The organism is Lewinella sp. JB7 (assembly GCF_024297185.1).
Taxonomy (GTDB): Bacteria; Bacteroidota; Bacteroidia; order Chitinophagales; family Saprospiraceae; genus Neolewinella.
The window spans coordinates 154,345-172,777 of record NZ_JANCTD010000009.1 but is presented as its reverse complement, the minus strand read 5'-3'; the positions used below and the strand labels follow the sequence as shown (position 1 = coordinate 172,777).

The following is an 18,433-nucleotide window of genomic DNA, read 5'->3' as shown; positions in this document are numbered from 1 at the left end:
CGGTCGTGATCCTTTGTTCCCTATTTTCGTTACGCCTGTGCCCCCGGATTCTCAAATCTTACCCCTACTGACCCATGTGCGGACGATACAGCGTAGTCATCGACGAAGCCAAATTGCGGAAGCAGTTCACCAAAGAGCTGATCAAACCCGCGGATGGACTACCGGCGAATTACAATATGGCCCCGACGCAGAACGGGCTGGTGATCACCGACCAGGCGCCGGACCGCTTATCCTCCTTCCGCTGGGGACTGGTACCCTTTTGGGCGAAGGATCTCGGCATCGGCGCCCGCATGATCAACGCCCGCAGCGAGGGAATCGAGGACAAGCCGAGCTTCCGAAGGCCCATCCGGGAACGGCGGTGCCTCGTCATCGGAGACAGCTTTTATGAGTGGCAGCGCAGGGACGGGAAGAAAACGCCCTACCGCATCCTCCCGACGGACGAAAGCCTGCTGGTCATGGCGGGGATCTGGGAGGAGTGGCGCCCTAAGGACGGTGGGGATATCGTGCACACCTACTCGATCATAACCGGACCGCCGAACGCGGAAATGGAACCCATCCACGACCGGATGCCCATGCTACTGCTTGACGATGAGCAGCAGAGCAGCTGGCTGGATCCGAACGCTGCTCTACCGGATATTCTCGGGCTCCTGCGTACCCCGCCCGACGGAACGCTGAGCCCCTATCCCGTAAATCCTCAGGTAGGAAACGTGCGGAACAATGGTCCGGAATTGCACGAGCGGCTAACTTAGTTACATGCAGACTTACCGCATCGTGCCCGCTACGGCGGCCGATTACTCCAGCATCGAGCAAATCGCCCGGCGTACCTGGCCGGAGACCTTCGGGGGCATACTCTCTACCGAGCAAATCGAGTACATGCTGCAAATGATGTACCGGCCGGAGGCTATAGCCGAGCAGGTGGCACGCGGCCACGTCTTTCACCTTTTACTGGACGCCCTGGGCCGGGAAACTTCCGATTACGGACCCCAGTCGCTTCTACGGTACCGTCCGGTGGGCTACGTGAGCCACGAACTGGACCACTTGCCGAACACGACCAAGATCCATAAGATCTACCTGCTGCCGGGTACCCAGGGGCGGGGATTCGGACGGGCACTGATCGAGTGGGTGGAACGGATCGCGCGACGGGAGGGGCAACAACGGCTACGCCTGGACGTAAACTACCAGAACCCCGCCGTCAGTTTCTACGAGCACCTGGGGTTCGTGAAGGTGGGCCGCCACGATACCGACATCGGACGGGGCTTCCTGATGGAGGATTGGCAGATGGAAAAGGAATTCGGTCAGACCCGCTCGTAACGGGCCCGTACGAACATGAAGATGCCGTAGGCCAGCAAGCCGAGTCCGACGATGGACAGTAGGGCGGCGCCGTAGGACTGGTTTTCGATGTAGGAGAGTGACTCCCCGATGCCCCTAAACTTGCTGGCATCATCCATCGTAGCGGCCTTGAAGAGGGAGTAGGCGATGATGCCGTAGACCACGAAGCGGGCAGTGAGGCCGACCTCACCGGTTTTCTTGAACGTTTCCCGTTGGTCGTGGCTGAGCTGTTGTCCTTCGATACCCTCCATGTGCTTGTTGGTGATGGCCCGGTACAGTTGAAAGATCGCGACGCCGGCCATGATGAGGGCGATCGCCCCGATGACGTACGGCCCCCAACTTTCGGAAAGAATGCGGGCAATGATGTCTTGCTTACTCTGACCGCCGCCGCCGCCACCGCCGCCGAACGCCAGTTTGAAGGCATGGGCACTAAGTACACCGTAGGCCGTACCACTAACGGCGTAGGCGATGCGTTTGACGATACCCTCCTTGTCCTTTCCTTCGTTTTTCTTGTCCTGTACGGCCGTATACCACCGCCAGCTGCAATAGGCCAGCAGGCCGACGCCGATGAGGAACAGCAGGACCTGACCGAAGGGGTTGGTGCCGATCCAGCTGATGACCGCCTTGGGTCCGCCGCCCGACCCGCCCGCGCCGCCGACTACCCCGGCGATGGCGAATATGCCGATGAGGGAATACACGATGCCCTTAGCGGTGTATCCGGTGATGAATAACTTGTTTTCGGTAGATTTACTCAGCGCCATCGGGGATGTTTACTTCATTAAGGGCAAATCGGGTACGGATTGTTCGAATCGGAAAACGGCGGTATGGTTCGTCTGCTTATGGTCCGTCATGACGAGAATTAGGTATACCTTTGCCCACGATTTGCACCGGGCACCCCGCACCGTAGCGGCGGCAGTCCCCAAAAGGCAGTTGTAATGGCCGTAGACGTACTTTTAGGTCTCCAGTGGGGAGACGAGGGAAAGGGCAAGATCGTGGATGTTCTGGCTCCCCAATACGATATCATCGCCCGCTTTCAGGGAGGACCGAACGCCGGGCACACCCTCATCTTTGACGGCAAAAAATTCGTCCTGCATACCGTGCCCTCCGGCATCTTCCGCCGGGAACAACTCAACCTGATCGGGAACGGCGTAGTCATCGATCCCATTACCCTGTCGAAGGAACTGGACCAACTCGACGCGGCCGGTATCGACTACCGCGGACGGCTCTTCGTCGCCCGGAAGGCCCACATGATCCTGCCGACCCACCGCCTGCTCGATGCCGCCCGTGAAAACGCGAAGGGGGAGCGCAAGATCGGTTCGACCCTGAAGGGCATCGGACCGACGTACATGGACAAAACCGGCCGTAACGGCATGCGCGTCGGTAATCTGGCCGCGCCGGACTTTAAGGAGCGATACGAGCGCCTCAAGGAAAAACACCTGCAACTGGTAGGACTTTATCCCTACATTGAGTTCGATCTGGCCGGGGAGGAGCAGGCCTGGTTCGAAGCCGTGGACCGGCTCAAAAAATTGCCCTTCGTAGACGGTGAGTTCTACATCAACCAGGCGCTCGAGGACGGTAAGAAAATTCTCGCCGAAGGTGCTCAGGGCAGTATGCTTGACATCGACTTCGGCACCTACCCCTACGTCACTTCCTCCAACACCATCACCGCCGGCGTCTGTACCGGACTCGGCGTTGCCCCCCAGAAGATCGGCGAGGTCATCGGCATTACCAAGGCTTACTGTACGCGGGTAGGGGGCGGTCCCTTCCCCACCGAACTGCACGACGCGACGGGCGAATTCCTGCGCAAGGAAGGCGCTGAATTCGGAGCCACCACCGGCCGGCCCCGCCGCTGCGGTTGGATCGATCTGGTCCAGCTCCGCTACACCATTATGCTGAGCGGCGTAACTCAGCTGGTAGTAACTAAGGTGGACGTACTCAACAACTTTGAGACCATCCGGGCCGCCGACGCCTACCGGGTAGACGGCGAACTGAGTCGGGAACTGCCCTTTGACCTGGTGCACGAAAATTACGAGCCGGTGTACACCGACATCGACGGCTGGAACTCCGACCTGTCGGGTACCAAAAGCGAAAGCGAACTCCCGGATGCCTGCATCAATTACGTGAAATTCCTGGAGAACAAGCTGGGCGTGCCGGTGACGATGGTATCGACGGGGCCGGACCGGGAGGAGCTGGTGCTGCGCTCGGCGGGCGTGCAGGTGCGGTAGAGGCCGGAAGAAGAGCACCGCGGGGCCCGGGGGCCCATGTCCTACAGCCGCGGCAGCACTTCCTTGCCGAAGAAGTCGAAGAAGTACTCCTGATTCAGCCCCACGTTGTGGAAGATGATCTTCTCGAAGCCCAGGGAGAGGTCTTTCTTAATGAGCTCGACGTGTTCCTCGGGGTCGAGGGTGATGCGGATCGACTCGGCGACCTCCTCCTCCCCGATGAACTGACTGGCGGCCTCGAAGTGCTCGGGCATCCGCAGTTCTCCGTGCACCGAGCCGGTGCCGATATTCGTTCGCCACTGTTCGTGGGCCAGCCGCTTCGCTTCGGCCTCGGTAGGAGCTACGCAGAGATCCACCTTGAGGTAGATCGGTTTGCCCGCCCCGCCGTTCTGGCGGAAGGCGTCGATGACGTCGTCGAGTTTATTATGGGGTTTCCAGACGGTGTAGAGGGCATCGGCCCAGGAAGCGATCTCGCCCGCGGTACGGGCGGTGATGGCGGCACCTACGGCCAGGGGCATCTCCTCGGGTAGGGTATAGAGGCGTACTTCCTCGGCGGTGATGAATTCACCGCGGTGAGTGAACCGCTCCCCGGACCACAGCCGCTTCATCACCGAGACGGCCTCGGCCAGCTTGCGGTTACGGGCGGCCTTTTCGGGCCAGTGGTTGCCGGTGATGTGTTCGTTGAGGAATTCCCCGCTGCCAAAGCAGGGCCAGAAGCGCCCAGGGTACATCTGGCAGAGGGTCGCCACCGCCTGGGCGATGATGGCCGGATGATAGCGCTCGTACGGACAGTTCACCACGCCGCAGGGCAGGCCGGTGGCCTCCAGTGCCGAGCCGAGCCAGCTCCACGCGAAGCCGGACTGCCCCTGAGCCTCGCTCCAGGGGAAGAGGTGATCGGAACTGGCCAGCTCTCCGAAGCCGGTCCGCTCCGCCTGCCTGGCCAGGTCGAGTAGCCGCCGCGGGGTGAACTGTTCGTGGGAGATCTGGTAACCGAAAGTGGGCATAGAGGATGGGTTTGTGTCTCTAATGCCGGTCCGCGCCGGATGTTTAAACTTTGCCGCCCTACCGGCGCACCCCGCTCCCCCGATCCCGTTACACCGGCATGATTGACGATTACTGGTACAAGAATGCCATCATCTACAGCCTCGACCTCGAAACCTTCATGGACGCCAACGGCGACGGGGTCGGCGACTTCCGCGGCCTCAGCAACCGCCTCGATTACCTCCACGGCCTCGGCGTCGACGTCATCTGGCTGGCCCCCTTTCAGCCTACCCCCAATCGCGACAACGGCTACGACATCAGCGACTACTACGGGGTAGACCCGCGGCACGGCAGCGGGGGTGACTTCGCCGAGTTCATGCATCTGGCCAACGATCGGGGGATCAAGGTGATCATCGACCTGGTCATCAACCACACCAGCGACCAGCACCCCTGGTTCCAGCAGGCGCGGGAGGGGGAGGACAACCCCTACCACGATTGGTACGTCTGGAGCAAGGAAAAGCCCGAGGACGCCGAGGAGGGCATCATCTTTCCCGGGGTACAGGAACGCACCTGGACTTACGACCGTAAGGCCCGCAAGTACTACTTCCACCGCTTCTACGAGTTTCAGCCCGACCTGAACGTTGACAACCCCGCCGTGCGCGAGGAACTCCACCGGGTGGTGGGCTACTACCTCTCGCTCGGGGTGGCCGGCTTCCGGGTGGACGCGGTACCCTTCGTACTCGAAACCCAGCGGCCGGGCGGACTGAGTGACGTGAAAATTCGCTTCGAAATTCTGGAGGACCTGCGGCAATTTCTGTCCTGGCGCCGCGGCGACGCCATCCTGCTCGGGGAGGCCAACGTCGATCCGAAAAAGGCGAAAGAATACTTCGCCGAGGGTGGCGGGCTGCACATGATGTTCAATTTCTACGTCAACCAGTTCCTCTTTCACGCCCTGGCCAGTCAGGACAGCACGGCCCTGCGCAAGGCACTCGAGGAAACCCGCGTGTCGGTCCCTCTGGCCCAGTGGGGTCACTTCCTGCGTAATCATGACGAGCTCGACCTGGGCCGGCTCACCGAGGAGCAACGCCAATTGGTGTTCGAGCACTTCGGGCCGAAGGAAAACATGCAACTTTACGACCGCGGCATCCGCCGGCGCCTGGCCCCCATGCTCAGCGACCGGCCACAGATTGAACTGGCCTACAGCCTGATGTTCAGCCTTCCCGGCACCCCGGTCATGCGCTACGGCGACGAGCTTGGCATGGGCGATGATTTGAGCCTGAAGGAACGCGACGCGGTACGTACCCCCATGCAGTGGAGTCAGGAGAAGAACGGGGGCTTTTCGTCGGCCGACAACAAACAACTCGTGCATCCGCCGATCGGCGAAGGGCCCTACGCCTACCGCATGCTCAACGTGGAGGAGCAGATGCGCCGCGACGACAGTCTGCTCAACTGGACCAAACGGATGGTTCGCCTACGCAAGGAATGCCCGGAGATCGGCTACGGGGACTGGGAACTCGTCAAGACCGGACAACCCGCCGTACTCGGCATTCGCTACCGTTTTCGCGGCCAGACCGTCCTGATCCTCCACAACCTGAGTGACGAGCCCCTCGTCGTGAAGCTCGATAAGGCACCGGAGACCGAATCGCGGCTCATCGATCTGCGGGAGGTCACCCAGTACACCCCCGAACCCGACGGCACTCAGCTGGTACGGCTCGGCTCCTACGGCTACCGCTGGTTTAGATTAAAGGCCCTCTAGATACGGAGCTTGTTGCCGGGCGGCGCATTACATTTACCCGGTAACTTCGCACCCTTGATGAGGCTCCCGTACTTCCTGTTGCTCGCCGTAGCGTGGGTAGCGCTGCCCGTAGCGCACTTGCCCGCCCAGTCGAAGAAGGTCCTCCACGATACCGAAGAGGGCGTTCGCTACCTGAACCAGTTCCAGCTGCACCACCGGTGGACTCTGCAGAGCGACGTCGGCTTCCGCTGGCGTACCGGCCTGCGGGAACTCAGTCAGCATATGGTGCGGACCGCCGGCGTGTTCCGGATCAGTCCGCTCCTGCGCGCCGCCGCCGGCTACGCTTACGCGGGGCGTTACGACGACGGCAAGGTGCGGGTAGTGGAGCACCGCCCCTTTCAGGAAGCCAGTATCGGGCACCAGCTGTGGGGCATTCCGCTCAGTCACCGGCTCCGGATCGAGGAACGCTTTTTCCGGTTTCGGGCTACGAACTCCCCCGTCACGTCGGCCTTCTTTTTCCGGCCCCGGTACGCCCTGCGCCTGCGGATCCTGCAGCTGTCACTTTCCAGAACTCACCCGAACCGGCGGCTGTCGCTCACCGTCGGTGACGAAGTATTGCTGCAGATGGGTGGCGGAAACGACTACGGTGCTCAGCTGCGCAACCGTATCCTCCTGAGTCCCAGCCTAGAACTGAACGACCGCTTCGCCCTGTCGCTGAGCTACACCCAGCAGTCGGCACCGACGGATACGCCCGGGGTGTTCCGCCGCTCGGAACTGCTGTGGTTGGTCGTGCGCCACCGCGTGGGTACGGAGGGATCGTAATGATCAGGTCTGTTCGGCCGCGTAGAGCCGCCCCAGGTCGAGCCCCTTCTTGGCCAGGGCGTAGATGGCCGAGCCCAGCGCAATCGCCTTCTTGGCGGCCAGTGCCGAGGCCGTCGCCGGATTGGAGAGCAGCACCAACTGCGCGGCCAGCATGACGAGGCTCGCGCCGATCTCCCACCAACTCATGGAGGACAGGATACCGGCCGCCACGTCGGAAATGATGCCCGCCCGGGAAAGGCGATTCACGAAATCGAGGATCGCTTCGAGCTTATCGGCCAGGGATTTTTGTTTGTTCTGCAGTACTTTGAACAGCTTGTCGATCTGCCGAAAGACCAGGCGGCTGCGGGTGCGCGCACCGAGCTTGTTGCTCAGCTTTACGAGATCGACCTTAGGAAAACTGATGCCCACCAGGGCACCGATCAGTCCGATGACTTCCGCGATGATGGAAAGGCTCAGCAGACCCTTAGCAACCTCGTCCCGCGTGGAAATCTGCATCTGCGCCAGTGGCAACTGTGGCCCCATCGGGGAGTGGTAGGTGAGCGTGGGACCGGTGAGAGTGTAGGTGCCGTCAGCCGCCAGGTTAGCCGCCAGAATGCGGGCGAAGGGGGAATCGGTCGGCAACATGGCCTGCATACCCTTCCGGGCCCGGGCCAGTCCGATTTTCGTGAGGGCTTTCCACTCTTCCTTCGTCACTTCGCTTCCCCGCAACTTACCCAGCATTTTGCGGTAGGGTGCTATGGCTTCCGGAAGTTCCTTAGCGACGCGCTTCCAGTCCTTTTCGGAGGGTGCCCAATCGTCGGCGAGTAGGGTCCCCTTCGCGTAGCCCTTCGCGGTTTGTTGCACGATGGGCGCGAGGGTTTCGCCCCACGACTGTAGGGCCTGTAGGTCTCCGGTAGTGTAGATGAAGGGCTGAACGAAGGAGGGATTGTCCCGCAGCATGGCCTTCACGTCGGTAGCCGCCCCGGATTGCAGCTTACCCTTGCCGGATGCCTTAGCCATAATGCGTAGAATTTGGTGAGTGACCGCGCGAATCGCACGCTTTCCATAAGGTACGGGAATTACCCGTCCGAATCAAGGGGGCGGCGGAGCGCGGGAGCGGAGGAAATACCTTACCTTATGTGAGTTTACACCCTCAGGATATTCCCCAAGGCACACCCCTTTCAGGAGAACGCACACCCATTAAAGGAAACTCCCATGCCGCTTTTCATGGATATCCACATCATCGACAGCGAAACGCTGGTCGCGGAAGACGTGGCCCGGGCCCACGTCCAGGACCTGAACGTCGAGAAGAAGTACGGCGTACAGCAGCTCAAATACTGGGTGGATACAACTAACAAAAAGGTGTTCTGCCTCATGCGCGGTCCTAACCGGGAGGCCTGTCATGCCGTCCATCGGGAATCCCACGGCATGACCGCCTGTAACATCGTGGAGGTGACCGAGGACGAATCACGCTTCCTGCTCCTGGGCAGAATCAAGAATGACCTGGCGTATGCCGAATCCGACGATGTCCTGGACACCGGGTTCCGCACCCTTCTGCGCCTCGACGTATTTCAATTTTGCGCGGGACTGGACCGGGAAGAGCTCACATCGCTGATCGTGCAGCAAAACGGATACCTGCTGCCCCACGACGGCCCGCACACGCTGGCGTACTTCCACCACCGTATGGAGGCGATCGGCTGCGCACGCTTCCTTACCCAGGCGCTGCAGCGTGCCGGCGGGAAGGTGGAGTACCAGATCGGCCTGACGACGGGGCAGTTGCTGGACCGCCACAGCAGTCTCCTCTTCGAGGCGGCCAAGCGCGACCTGCGGGTACTGGCCCACCTCGGTATGCCCAACGTGACCTTCGTGGATCGGGCGACCAACACCGTACTTCCCCGGGGGGATGCCCCCGTAGAGACTTCCTGGAGCCTGCTGTCGGAACGCGACCTGGCTTTCCTCTCCCGGGCGCTGGCCGTCGTGGAAGCCGAACTGGCGTCTCCCGCTCTCACGGTCGCTCGCTTTAATCAGCTCATGGGACTGAGTAAAGCCTCCGCTTACCGCGCGGTGAAGTCGCTGCTTAACCTCTCGCCGGGCGCGCTGATCACCAACATCCGTCTGCGGCGCGCCCTGCAACTACTGCGGGAGGATCGCCTCAGCATCTCCGAAATCACTTACGAGGTCGGATTTAATAGTCCTTCTTACTTCAGTCGGGTCTTTAAGCAGCGCTTCGGCCACTCCCCCAGCGAGTGGATTCCGGATTAGGTAGACTGTCCCTGAACCCTGTGTACAAGGGATTGAGCCGGTCGTTAACGACCACACGACCGTAGTACGGGTAAATTATGGTATCGGAAAGATCCGTCCATTTCTCTACCAACACCAACCACCATGCAAGCGACCACCCTGGATCAACTCAATTTGGATGCCCTCTCCGCACTGCTGCGGGGACGCATCGTCACGCCCACCGAAACCGATTACCACGAGATCCGTAAGGTCTACAACGGAATGATCGATAAGCGCCCCCTGCTGATCGTGCAATGCGTAGACGTAGCGGACGTGCTCGCCGCGGTCGACTTCGGTCGTCACAACGGCATTCCCGTGGCAGTGCGTGGGGGCGGTCACAACGGCGGCGGCCTGGGGGTATGCGACGACGGCATGGTCATCGACCTATCGGGCATCAAGTTCGTACGCGTGGATACCGACAACCGTACCGTGCGGGTCGGGGGTGGCAACCTGTGGGGAGAGGTCGATCACGCGCTGCACGCTTTCGGACTGGCGGTACCCGCGGGCATCATTTCCAGCACGGGAGTGGGCGGGTTGACGCTCGGCGGCGGGGTCGGTCACCTGTCGCGTAAGTACGGCCTTACCATCGACAATCTGCTGGAAGCGGACATGGTGCTGGCCGACAGCTCTTTCGTCACCGTGAATGAGCACAGCCATCCCGATCTCTTCTGGGCCATCCGCGGCGGGGGCGGCAACTTCGGTATCGTCACGGCTTTCCAGTTTCGGGCGCACCCCCTGAAGACCGTGATCGGCGGCCCCATGCTGTGGCCCATCGAGCGCACCGAGGAAATCATGGCCTGGTACGACGGCTTTCTGCACGAACAACCCGACGACCTCAACGGCTTCGTCGCCACCATGATGATCCCCGGCCCGCCCTTTCCCGAGGAGCTGCACCTCAAACCCTTCTGCGGGATTGTCTGGTGCTATACCGGAGAGCAGGACGGATTTGATAAGCTGATCGCACCGGCACGTGCGCTCGACCCCGTCTTCGAACACGTGGGGGAAATGCCGTACCCCGCCGTCCAGACGATGTTTGACGGCATGATGCCCCACGGGATGCAGTGGTACTGGCGCGGCGATTTTTTCGACCGTATCACGCCGGAAGCCGCGGCCCGACACCGCGACTTCGGCAGCAGGATCCCAACGCCCCTCTCCCAGATGCACCTGTACCCCATCAGTGGGGCCGCGGGGCGGGTTGACCCGGAAGCCATGGCCTGGGCTTACCGCGACGCGAAGTACGCGGGGGTGGTGGTCGGGGTCGACCCGGCCCCGGAGAACGCCGGCAAGATCACTGACTGGTGCAAAGACTACCACCAGGCCCTTCACCCCTCCTCCCTGGGCGGCGCGTATTCCAACTTCATGATGAATGAGGGGGCTGAGCGTGTGCGGGCCAGCTACCGGCATAATTACGAGCGCCTGGTGGAAATCAAGCGGAAGTACGATCCGGAGAACCTCTTCTGCATCAACCAGAACATCGCGCCCTAGCGCGGCGGTGTGCGGGAGCCGATCTCCGTGTCGCCGGCCGCTTCGTACTCCGCGGCATCCGTGTTGGTGGTCGCATTACTCCTGAACTTCCGGTGACCGACTTCCCCCATCAGTACCGTGGACAACTTGCCGGGAGTTGCATGCGCTGACGAGAGCGGGGGTCGATATTACTGCCGGCCGGAATTCGTAGCTTGGGGCACCGTTATTAAGACGTTCACCCGCTAGTTTCCACTCGCCATGTCCCGACCCTACTTCACTTCCCGCCCCGTCCGCTGGGGCATCATCGGCTGTGGCGACGTCACCGAGGTGAAGAGCGGGCCGGCGTACCGACAAACGGAGGGCTTCCGGCTGGCCGCCGTGATGCGCCGCGACGAAGCGAAGGTAAAGGACTACGCCCGGCGCCACGGCGTGGACAAATACACTACCGATGCCGATGCTCTCATTAACGATCCGGACATTGACGCGGTATACATCGCCACCCCACCGGACACCCACCGGCTGTACGGCCTGAAGGTCGTCGCCGCCGGCAAGCCCTGCTGCATCGAAAAGCCCCTTGCCCCCAGCTACGGGGATAGCCGGGCCATTTCGGAGGCCTTCGACCGGGCGGGGGTTCCCCTCTTCGTCGCCTACTACCGGCGGTCGCTGCCCCGCTTCGAACGGGTAAAGGCGTGGTTGCAGGAAGGGGCTATCGGAACGGTGCGCCACGTCAGTCTGCAGCTGTGCAAGCCGCCCGGCCCTCCCGACCGGTCGGGAGCCCCCAACTGGCGAACGGACCCCGCAGTGGCCCCCGGTGGCTACTTCGACGATCTGGCCAGCCACGGGCTCGATCTGCTCACCTATTATCTGGGAAACATTACTTCCGTCCACGGCATCAGCCTAAATCAGCAGGGTCTGTACGGTGCCAAAGACGCCGTAACCGCGTGCTGGGTACACGACACCGGCGCGACCGGTACCGGTAGCTGGAATTTCGGGACCGGCGAGGCTCTGGACCAGGTGGAAATATTCGGCAGCGCGGGGACCATCCGGTTTTCGGTGTTCGACGACCAGGCCCTGGTCCTGGAGCGGGACGGCCGACGCAGCGAAACCTTCCTCGAGCACCCCGCTACCGTACAACTCCCCCACGTAGAGAATATGGCACGCGACCTGCTGGGAAACGGCGACTACGTTCACCCTTCCACCGGTGCGTCGGCCACCCATGTCAGTTGGGTCATGGACCGGATACTCGGCACTCTACCCCTGGTGTAGCGGTGCAAAAGGACTCTCCCCCGGCCGAGTACAAACGGGTTTTCGGAGTACTCTACGAGGAGCCCGGTATGTCGCCCGGGGTGTACCTTGTGTCCGTCCGGCTAGGCAACCGGCGGACCAGCCTCCGCCAGGTCGTGCTGTCGGACGGACCGATCCGTATCATTTCCCATCCGTGCCATACGTTCACCTTACCGAAGTACTCGATCTGCAGACGCTTACGGTGATCAAGTTGTCCCTGGACCGGGAGGGCCTGGAGTACCGGGTGTTGTTCGAGTACAGTTTGCACGTAGGCGCCTATCTGCTCGGCAACCGGGGAGCGGTAATCGAAGTAAGGGCCGAGGATCGTGCCGCCGCCGCTGATCTCCTGCGCGCGGAGGGCATTCCGGTCGACGAATCCACCGTGACGTACACCTTCGGCCGCCTGCAGGAGCTGGAACTGCTAACGGAAATTCTCCCCCTCGTAGGTCGGTGGAGCGCTTCGCTTCGCTTACTGTTCCTCACACTCGTGCTGGCCGGAACCATCGCCGTGGTGATCTATTACGTCGCCCTGGGTTAAAGCCCGTATCTTCTCTACGTTCCGGGCCGTCTAATGCATTCCCATGTCCCACACTTACGTAGATCTAGGAGCGAACGGGCGATCCGTTTACCTCTATGCCTATGATCCGGAAGAAGCGGAATTCCGCCGCGTGCGTCAGGTGCTGTGGGGCGACTGGCTCCGACTGGCCGAAGACCGCCGCCATCCCGCCGTGGGCCCGGAGTGGGTAACCGTCAACTGGGCACCCCGAACCGACGACCTCATTCTGTACATCCCCCGCGAGCACACGACCGACCGCCGACCGCTGGAGATCATTTTTCTCGACGTCGGGCAGGGGGACGGGGCCGTACTCATCACCCCCGAACGGGATGCCCGGGAGAAGATCATCGTGATCGACGCCGGCGAATCGTCACACATGCGGACCTTTCTTGACGGCCGATTCCGGGCCTACCGCGGCTTTCAGTTTTCCGCGGCGGTGATGACCCATCCGGATACCGACCATTACCTCGGTTTCCGGACGATCTTCAACGACCACCGCATCGGCTTCGATACCGTATACCACAACGGCCTGGTCGAGCGGCCTACCGGCAGTAATTTTGATAAGGTCGGGGGACTCACCGAGGACCCGCCCGGCAGTGGGGTTTATTACATCGAGGATCTGGCCACCGATCGCGGCGACATTCAGCGCCACTTCGCCGACAATGCGAATTTCGGGAACTACCGTTTCGCCCCCATCATGCACAGTGCGCTGCACAATCCGCGCATCCACAACATCCGCATGCTCTCCACCAACCCCGCCCATAGCGTACACGTTGACGATCGCGCCTACCTGCCCGGATTCGAACCCCGTCGCGACCGCCCGTACAGTATCGAAGTACTGGGCCCGATCGTGGAGTCCGGAGAGACCGGCCTTCTCCGTCTGCGCCGCATCAGCAGCAACTACAACAAGACCAAGAACGGTCATTCAATCCTGCTCCGCCTCCACTTCGGGAAGTATAAGATCCTGTTCGGCGGCGACCTGAACGTGCCCGCGGAAAAATACCTGCTGCGCCACTACGCGGGCCTTGCGCGCTTTCCCCGCTGGGGCAGTGTCGAATACCGGCACATGATGGACGTCACCCCCCACTGGTTCCGGGCGGAGGTACTCAAGGTTTGCCACCACGGCTCCGATAAGGTGACCGACGAATTTCTCCGGGTGGTGCATCCGGCGTGCTTCGTGATCTCTTCGGGCGATCAGGAGGGGCACGTGCACCCCCGTCCGGATCTGCTGGGTCGCCTGGGCAAAGCCGGTCGGGGAGAGGCACCGGTGATCCTGGCTACGGAGTTGCAGCGCTCCACCCGGGAGTTGGAAGACCCGGCCAGGGTAAAGGAACTCAACGATGAAATTGACGCACTAGCCAGTGAGGGGGGGAGCATTGACCTCCTCCGCTCCATTAAGGAGCGCGTTCGGAAACTGGCCCGGACCAACGTGGACGTGTACGGCGCTATTTACCTCAAAACCGACGGCGAGCGGTTGATCACGGCCTTTAAGCTGGAGGAGCTATCGGATAAGAAGAAGTGGTTCTATTACGAGTACGTGATCGATGGGGCGGGAGAGTTGGAGTTGAGGTAGAGGGGTGGGGGCGCTGTCGGAGACAGCATTGTACTGGCGCTGCCGGGAGACAGCATTGTACGGGTATTGCGTACTATTGGAGACCGATAAGCCCCACCAATGACTCCCTTCGACCTTACACCAGACCACCGCCGCCAGCTGTTCGATGAGCTGCTGCCGCAATTGGAAGCTTACTATACGCATACTCGTGACCGGAGGGTTGCGCCGAAACTCGATCCGCAGCGGGTGAGGGACGTAGTGGGGCAATTTGACTTCTCGAGGGCGGTACCGGCGGGGGAAGCCGTCGATTTCGTGGTGAACAACCTGCTGGAGTACCAGGTGCACGTACCGCATCCCATGTATTACGGACTGTACAATCCGCGCACCAACTTCCCCTCCATTCTGGCGGACCTGATCGCGGCCTACTTCAATCCCCAACTGGCGGCCTGGAGCCACTCTCCCTTCGCGGCCGAGGTGGAGCGCTATCTCATCCGGGAATACGGCAAACGTTTTGGATACGGGGAAAGCACGATCGACGGCACGTTTACCAGCGGCGGTGCCGAGGCTAATCTGACCGGTATTCTCTGCGCGCTCAATCACCGATTCCCCACCTTCGCCAACCGGGGTTACCGGGCGTTCGGGGACGCGGGACCGGTGATCTACTGTTCCGATCAGGCTCACCATTCCGTGGTCAAGGCGGCGCGGGTGGTGGGCCTGGGCCTCGATTCGGTCGTACAACTCCCGACGGACGCGGGACTGCGCCTGTCCCTTCCCGCCCTGCGCAAACGCCTGACCGCCGATCGGGCCGCCGGGCGGGAGGTCGTAATGGTCATCGCCACGGCGGGCACGACCGGCACGGCCTCCATCGACGATCTGCCCGCTATCGCGGAGGCGTGCGCCGAGCACGATGTGTGGTTCCACGTAGACGCGGCTTTCGGGGGGGCGGCCGTACTGCACCAAGACTACCGGGCGTGGTTACGGGGTATCGAGCGGGCCGATTCGATCATCACGGACATTCACAAGTGGCTTTCGGTACCCATGGGAACGGGGATGTTCCTCACCCGCCACCCGGACATCCTCGACCGGACCTTCCGCACCACGGCCGAGTACATGCCCCGGGAAGGCAGCACGCTTTCCATCGTTGATCCCTACACCCACACGATTCAGTGGTCCCGTCGCTTCCTGGGGCTACGCATGTATTTGTCCCTGCTCGTCTTCGGTTGGCAAGGGTACGCGGAGACTATTCGCCACCACGTCGATCTCGGCAACTACCTGCGAGAGCGACTCACCGCTCGTGGCTGGATCATCGAAAACGATACCCCGCTGCCCGTAGTCTGTTTTTCGCGGCCGGGTACTAACGATGCGGGTGCGTTCGCCCGCAGCGTATGCCAGAGGATAGTGGACTTTGGCGAGGCGTGGCTGTCCGTCTATCCCGTTCGGGGCGTTGATACCCTGCGGGCCGGGATCACGAACTACGCATCCACCCCGGAGGACATCGACCGCCTGGTCGACCTGCTCGACGCCGCCGTATAGCAATACCGCCGTTGTGCTATACCCCACTACGTAGCCGGGCCAGCCTCTGCTGAGCGACAGAACGGGTCGATTAATCCGCTTAATTCGCCTTTTGCTCACCGGCTTAGCGAAAAATACCGGGGTTTCGAGCAAATTTGGGAATTCCAACCTTCGCTTATGCTACGGACCTTCTTCCTCCTCACCGCCTTCTTCGCGTATCCCACTCCGGGCGACAGCCAGACCGCCCTGCTCGGGGAGATTGATAATCCGGTCGACTACGCCGACCCGCTCCTGGGCACCGACTCTCACTACAGTCTTTCCAACGGCAACGTCTACCCCGCCATCGCCCGCCCCTGGGGCATGAACTTCTGGACGCCGCAGACCGGGGAGATGGGCAATGGTTGGGCGTACACCTACGATGCTACCAGGATTCGCGGCTTTAAGCAGACCCATCAGCCCTCGCCGTGGATGAACGACTACGGCCAGTTCTCCCTCATGCCGGTAACGGAGAAACTGCGCTTCCGGGAGGAGGAACGGCAGAGCTGGTTTTCGCATAAGGCCGAGGAAGTGAAGCCCCACTACTACCGGGTGTACCTGGCCGACCACGACGTCACGACCGAGATCACGCCCACGGAGCGGGCGGCCCGCTTTCGCTTCACCTTCCCGGAGACCGACAGCAGCTACGTGATCGTCGACGCCTTCGACCGGGGGTCGTACGTGAAGATCGTGCCGGAGGAACGGAAGATCATCGGCTACACCACCCGAAACAGCGGCGGCGTGCCCGACAATTTTAAAAACTACTTCGTGGTCGAGTTCGATAAGGATTTCGAACTGACGCAGACCTTCCGCGATACCACCCTGACCGATGCACTGGAGCAGGAATCGAACCACGCGGGTGCGATTATCGGATTCAAAACGGTGAAGGGAGAGCAGGTCAACGCCCGGGTAGCCTCTTCCTTCATCAGCTACGAGCAGGCGGAGCGCAACCTGGAGGAGATCGGAGGAGATGACTTCGATGCGGTAAAGAACAAGGGGCGGGAGGAATGGAACCGGGAGCTCGGCCGCATCGCGGTGGAGGGCGGCACCATCGACCAGTTCAGAATCTTCTACAGCTGCCTGTACCGTTCGCTGCTATTCCCGCGCAAGTTTTACGAGTACGACGCGGAGGGTAAGATCGTGCACTACAGTCCCTATAACGGCGAGGTGCGCCCGGGATATATGTTTACGGATACGGGTTTCTGGGATACCTTCCGGGCCCTCTTCCCCTTTCTGAACCTGATGTATCCGGAGCTCACGGGTCACATTCAGGAGGGGCTGTCGAACGCCTACACCGAAAGCGGCTGGCTGCCGGAATGGGCCAGCCCCGGACTCCGCAACGTGATGGTCGGAAACAACTCGGCCTCCGTAGTCGCCGAAGCCTACCTGAAAAGTGGTGACGCCTATACGTACGACATTGAAAACCTGTACGAAGCGCTCGTACACGGAGCAAACAACGAAGGTCCGCTGACCGCCGTGGGCCGGGCCGGCGCCGAATACTACAACGAACTGGGCTACGTGCCCTACGACGTCGGCATCAACGAAAACGCGGCACGCACCCTGGAGTACGCTTACGACGACTTCGCTATCTACCGTCTCGCCCAGGCCCTCGGCAAGCCCGCCGCGGAGGTGGAAAAGTACCGTCAGCGTAGCCTCAATTACCGAAAACTCTACGACCCCGAAACCAAGCTGATGCGGGGCAAGAATCGCGACGGACAATTTATGTCCCCCTTCAACCCCTTCAAGTGGGGCGACGCCTTCACCGAGGGCAACAGTTGGCACTACAGCTGGTCGGTCTTTCACGACGTGCAGGGACTGATCGACCTGATGGGCGGGGAGGAGGAGTTCACCGCTCAGCTCGACCGGGTATTTTCCCTGCCCCCGGTCTTCGACGAGAGCTACTACGGCCAGGTGATCCACGAAATTCGAGAGATGCAGATCGCCGACATGGGACAGTACGCCCACGGCAACCAGCCCATCCAGCATATGATCTACCTCTACAACTACGCCGGTCAGCCCTGGAAGACGCAGCACTGGGTGCGGGAAACCATGAACCGTATGTACCTGCCCACCCCCGACGGCTACTGCGGCGACGAGGACAACGGACAAACATCGGCCTGGTACGTCTTTTCGGCACTGGGCTTTTACCCGGTAGCTCCGGCCACCGGCGAGTACGTGCTGGGTGCCCCCCTTTTCCGGAAGATCACCCTGCAACTGGAGAACGGGAACACCGTGGTCATCAACGCCCCCGAAAACAGCGATGAGAACCGCTACGTCCGGCAACTGCGTCTGAACGGCGAGGCGTACGGTAAGAACTGGGTCGGCCACAATACGCTGATGGAGGGTGCCACGCTGGATTTCGAGATGACAGACGAACCGAATTTGGAGCGGGGCACTAGCGAGGCAGCTTATCCCTATTCTCTTTCCAACGAGTAGCGACGGCTTTAGCCGTCATGCTGCCTATCCCTCCATGCAGCGTGGTACTCAAAATGTGTAGCGACGGCTTCAGCCGTTATGCTGTTCTTGATAAACAGGCACCTTAGCGACTGAAATCGCCTTAACGGATACGGCTTTAGTTATCACGCTGTCCTTAATCGGCGGGCAGCTTAGCGACTGAAGTCGCCTTAACAGATACGGCTTTAGCCGTCATGCTGTTCTTGATAGAAGGGCAGCTTAGCGAC

16 protein-coding genes are annotated in these 18,433 nt (G+C 61.2%); 12 read left to right on the top strand and 4 right to left on the bottom strand.

Annotated features, from left to right (window positions below; all coding sequences use genetic code 11):
* Positions 1-74 precede the first annotated feature (74 nt).
* Positions 75-749 (top strand): SOS response-associated peptidase, encoded by a 675-nt coding sequence (locus NMA52_RS16075; RefSeq protein WP_254828725.1) that lies wholly within the window; start codon positions 75-77, stop codon positions 747-749.
* Positions 750-753: 4 nt separating this feature from the next.
* Complete coding sequence (locus tag NMA52_RS16070) at positions 754-1,311, top strand: GNAT family N-acetyltransferase (RefSeq protein ID WP_254828724.1); 558 nt, start codon at positions 754-756, stop codon at positions 1,309-1,311.
* Here the strand turns inward: NMA52_RS16070 and NMA52_RS16065 are convergent.
* Positions 1,296-2,090: a DUF1206 domain-containing protein gene (locus NMA52_RS16065; RefSeq protein WP_254828723.1), complete on the bottom strand. Its 795-nt coding sequence runs from the start codon at positions 2,088-2,090 to the stop codon at positions 1,296-1,298. The two genes, NMA52_RS16070 and NMA52_RS16065, sit on opposite strands and share 16 nt — an antisense overlap.
* A gap of 174 nt (positions 2,091-2,264) precedes the next feature.
* On the opposite strand from NMA52_RS16065, the gene NMA52_RS16060 reads away from it, so the two are divergent.
* Positions 2,265-3,554 (top strand): adenylosuccinate synthase, encoded by a 1,290-nt coding sequence (locus tag NMA52_RS16060; RefSeq protein ID WP_254828722.1) that lies wholly within the window; start codon positions 2,265-2,267, stop codon positions 3,552-3,554.
* A 41-nt stretch (positions 3,555-3,595) separates the two neighbouring features.
* Here the strand turns inward: NMA52_RS16060 and NMA52_RS16055 are convergent, their stop codons facing one another.
* Positions 3,596-4,555, bottom strand: a complete 960-nt coding sequence (locus NMA52_RS16055; RefSeq protein WP_254828721.1) for a TIGR03885 family FMN-dependent LLM class oxidoreductase — start codon at positions 4,553-4,555, stop codon at positions 3,596-3,598.
* Between the two features lie 98 nt (positions 4,556-4,653).
* Here NMA52_RS16055 and NMA52_RS16050 point away from each other — a divergent pair, with 98 nt between their 5' ends.
* Positions 4,654-6,288: an alpha-amylase family protein gene (locus NMA52_RS16050; protein WP_254828720.1), complete on the top strand. Its 1,635-nt coding sequence runs from the start codon at positions 4,654-4,656 to the stop codon at positions 6,286-6,288.
* A gap of 57 nt (positions 6,289-6,345) precedes the next feature.
* Positions 6,346-7,089, top strand: coding sequence for a DUF2490 domain-containing protein (locus NMA52_RS16045; protein ID WP_254828719.1), 744 nt, complete (start codon positions 6,346-6,348; stop codon positions 7,087-7,089).
* A gap of 3 nt (positions 7,090-7,092) precedes the next feature.
* On the opposite strand, the gene NMA52_RS16040 is transcribed toward NMA52_RS16045, so the two are convergent.
* The gene (locus NMA52_RS16040) at positions 7,093-8,088 is read right to left on the bottom strand and encodes a hypothetical protein (protein WP_254828718.1); all 996 of its coding nucleotides are present in this window, start codon (positions 8,086-8,088) and stop codon (positions 7,093-7,095) included.
* 195 nt (positions 8,089-8,283) lie between these two features.
* Between NMA52_RS16040 and NMA52_RS16035 the strand changes: the two genes are divergently transcribed.
* Together NMA52_RS16035 and NMA52_RS16030 are read left to right on the top strand one after the other, a co-directional pair.
* Positions 8,284-9,330 carry a nickel-binding protein gene (locus NMA52_RS16035; protein ID WP_254828717.1) on the top strand — a complete coding sequence of 349 codons (1,047 nt, stop codon included), beginning with the start codon at positions 8,284-8,286 and terminating at the stop codon, positions 9,328-9,330.
* A 123-nt stretch (positions 9,331-9,453) separates the two neighbouring features.
* Complete coding sequence (locus NMA52_RS16030) at positions 9,454-10,833, top strand: FAD-binding oxidoreductase (protein ID WP_254828716.1); 1,380 nt, start codon at positions 9,454-9,456, stop codon at positions 10,831-10,833.
* Here NMA52_RS16030 and NMA52_RS18880 read toward each other — a convergent pair.
* Complete coding sequence (locus tag NMA52_RS18880; RefSeq protein ID WP_256534333.1) at positions 10,830-10,958, bottom strand: hypothetical protein; 129 nt, start codon at positions 10,956-10,958, stop codon at positions 10,830-10,832. The two genes, NMA52_RS16030 and NMA52_RS18880, sit on opposite strands and share 4 nt — an antisense overlap.
* A gap of 112 nt (positions 10,959-11,070) precedes the next feature.
* Here NMA52_RS18880 and NMA52_RS16025 point away from each other — a divergent pair, with 112 nt between their 5' ends.
* From NMA52_RS16025 to NMA52_RS16005, 5 genes are all read left to right on the top strand, one after another.
* Positions 11,071-12,078, top strand: a complete 1,008-nt coding sequence (locus NMA52_RS16025) for a Gfo/Idh/MocA family protein (protein WP_254828715.1) — start codon at positions 11,071-11,073, stop codon at positions 12,076-12,078.
* 172 nt (positions 12,079-12,250) lie between these two features.
* A complete protein-coding gene (locus NMA52_RS16020) occupies positions 12,251-12,634 on the top strand; it encodes a hypothetical protein (protein ID WP_254828714.1) in 384 nt (127 codons plus the stop codon).
* Between the two features lie 43 nt (positions 12,635-12,677).
* The gene (locus NMA52_RS16015) at positions 12,678-14,225 is read left to right on the top strand and encodes a ComEC/Rec2 family competence protein (RefSeq protein ID WP_254828713.1); all 1,548 of its coding nucleotides are present in this window, start codon (positions 12,678-12,680) and stop codon (positions 14,223-14,225) included.
* Positions 14,226-14,324: 99 nt separating this feature from the next.
* Positions 14,325-15,737: a pyridoxal-dependent decarboxylase gene (locus NMA52_RS16010; protein WP_254828712.1), complete on the top strand. Its 1,413-nt coding sequence runs from the start codon at positions 14,325-14,327 to the stop codon at positions 15,735-15,737.
* Positions 15,738-15,893: 156 nt separating this feature from the next.
* The gene (locus tag NMA52_RS16005; protein WP_254828711.1) at positions 15,894-18,188 is read left to right on the top strand and encodes a GH92 family glycosyl hydrolase; all 2,295 of its coding nucleotides are present in this window, start codon (positions 15,894-15,896) and stop codon (positions 18,186-18,188) included.
* Positions 18,189-18,433: the final 245 nt, after the last annotated feature.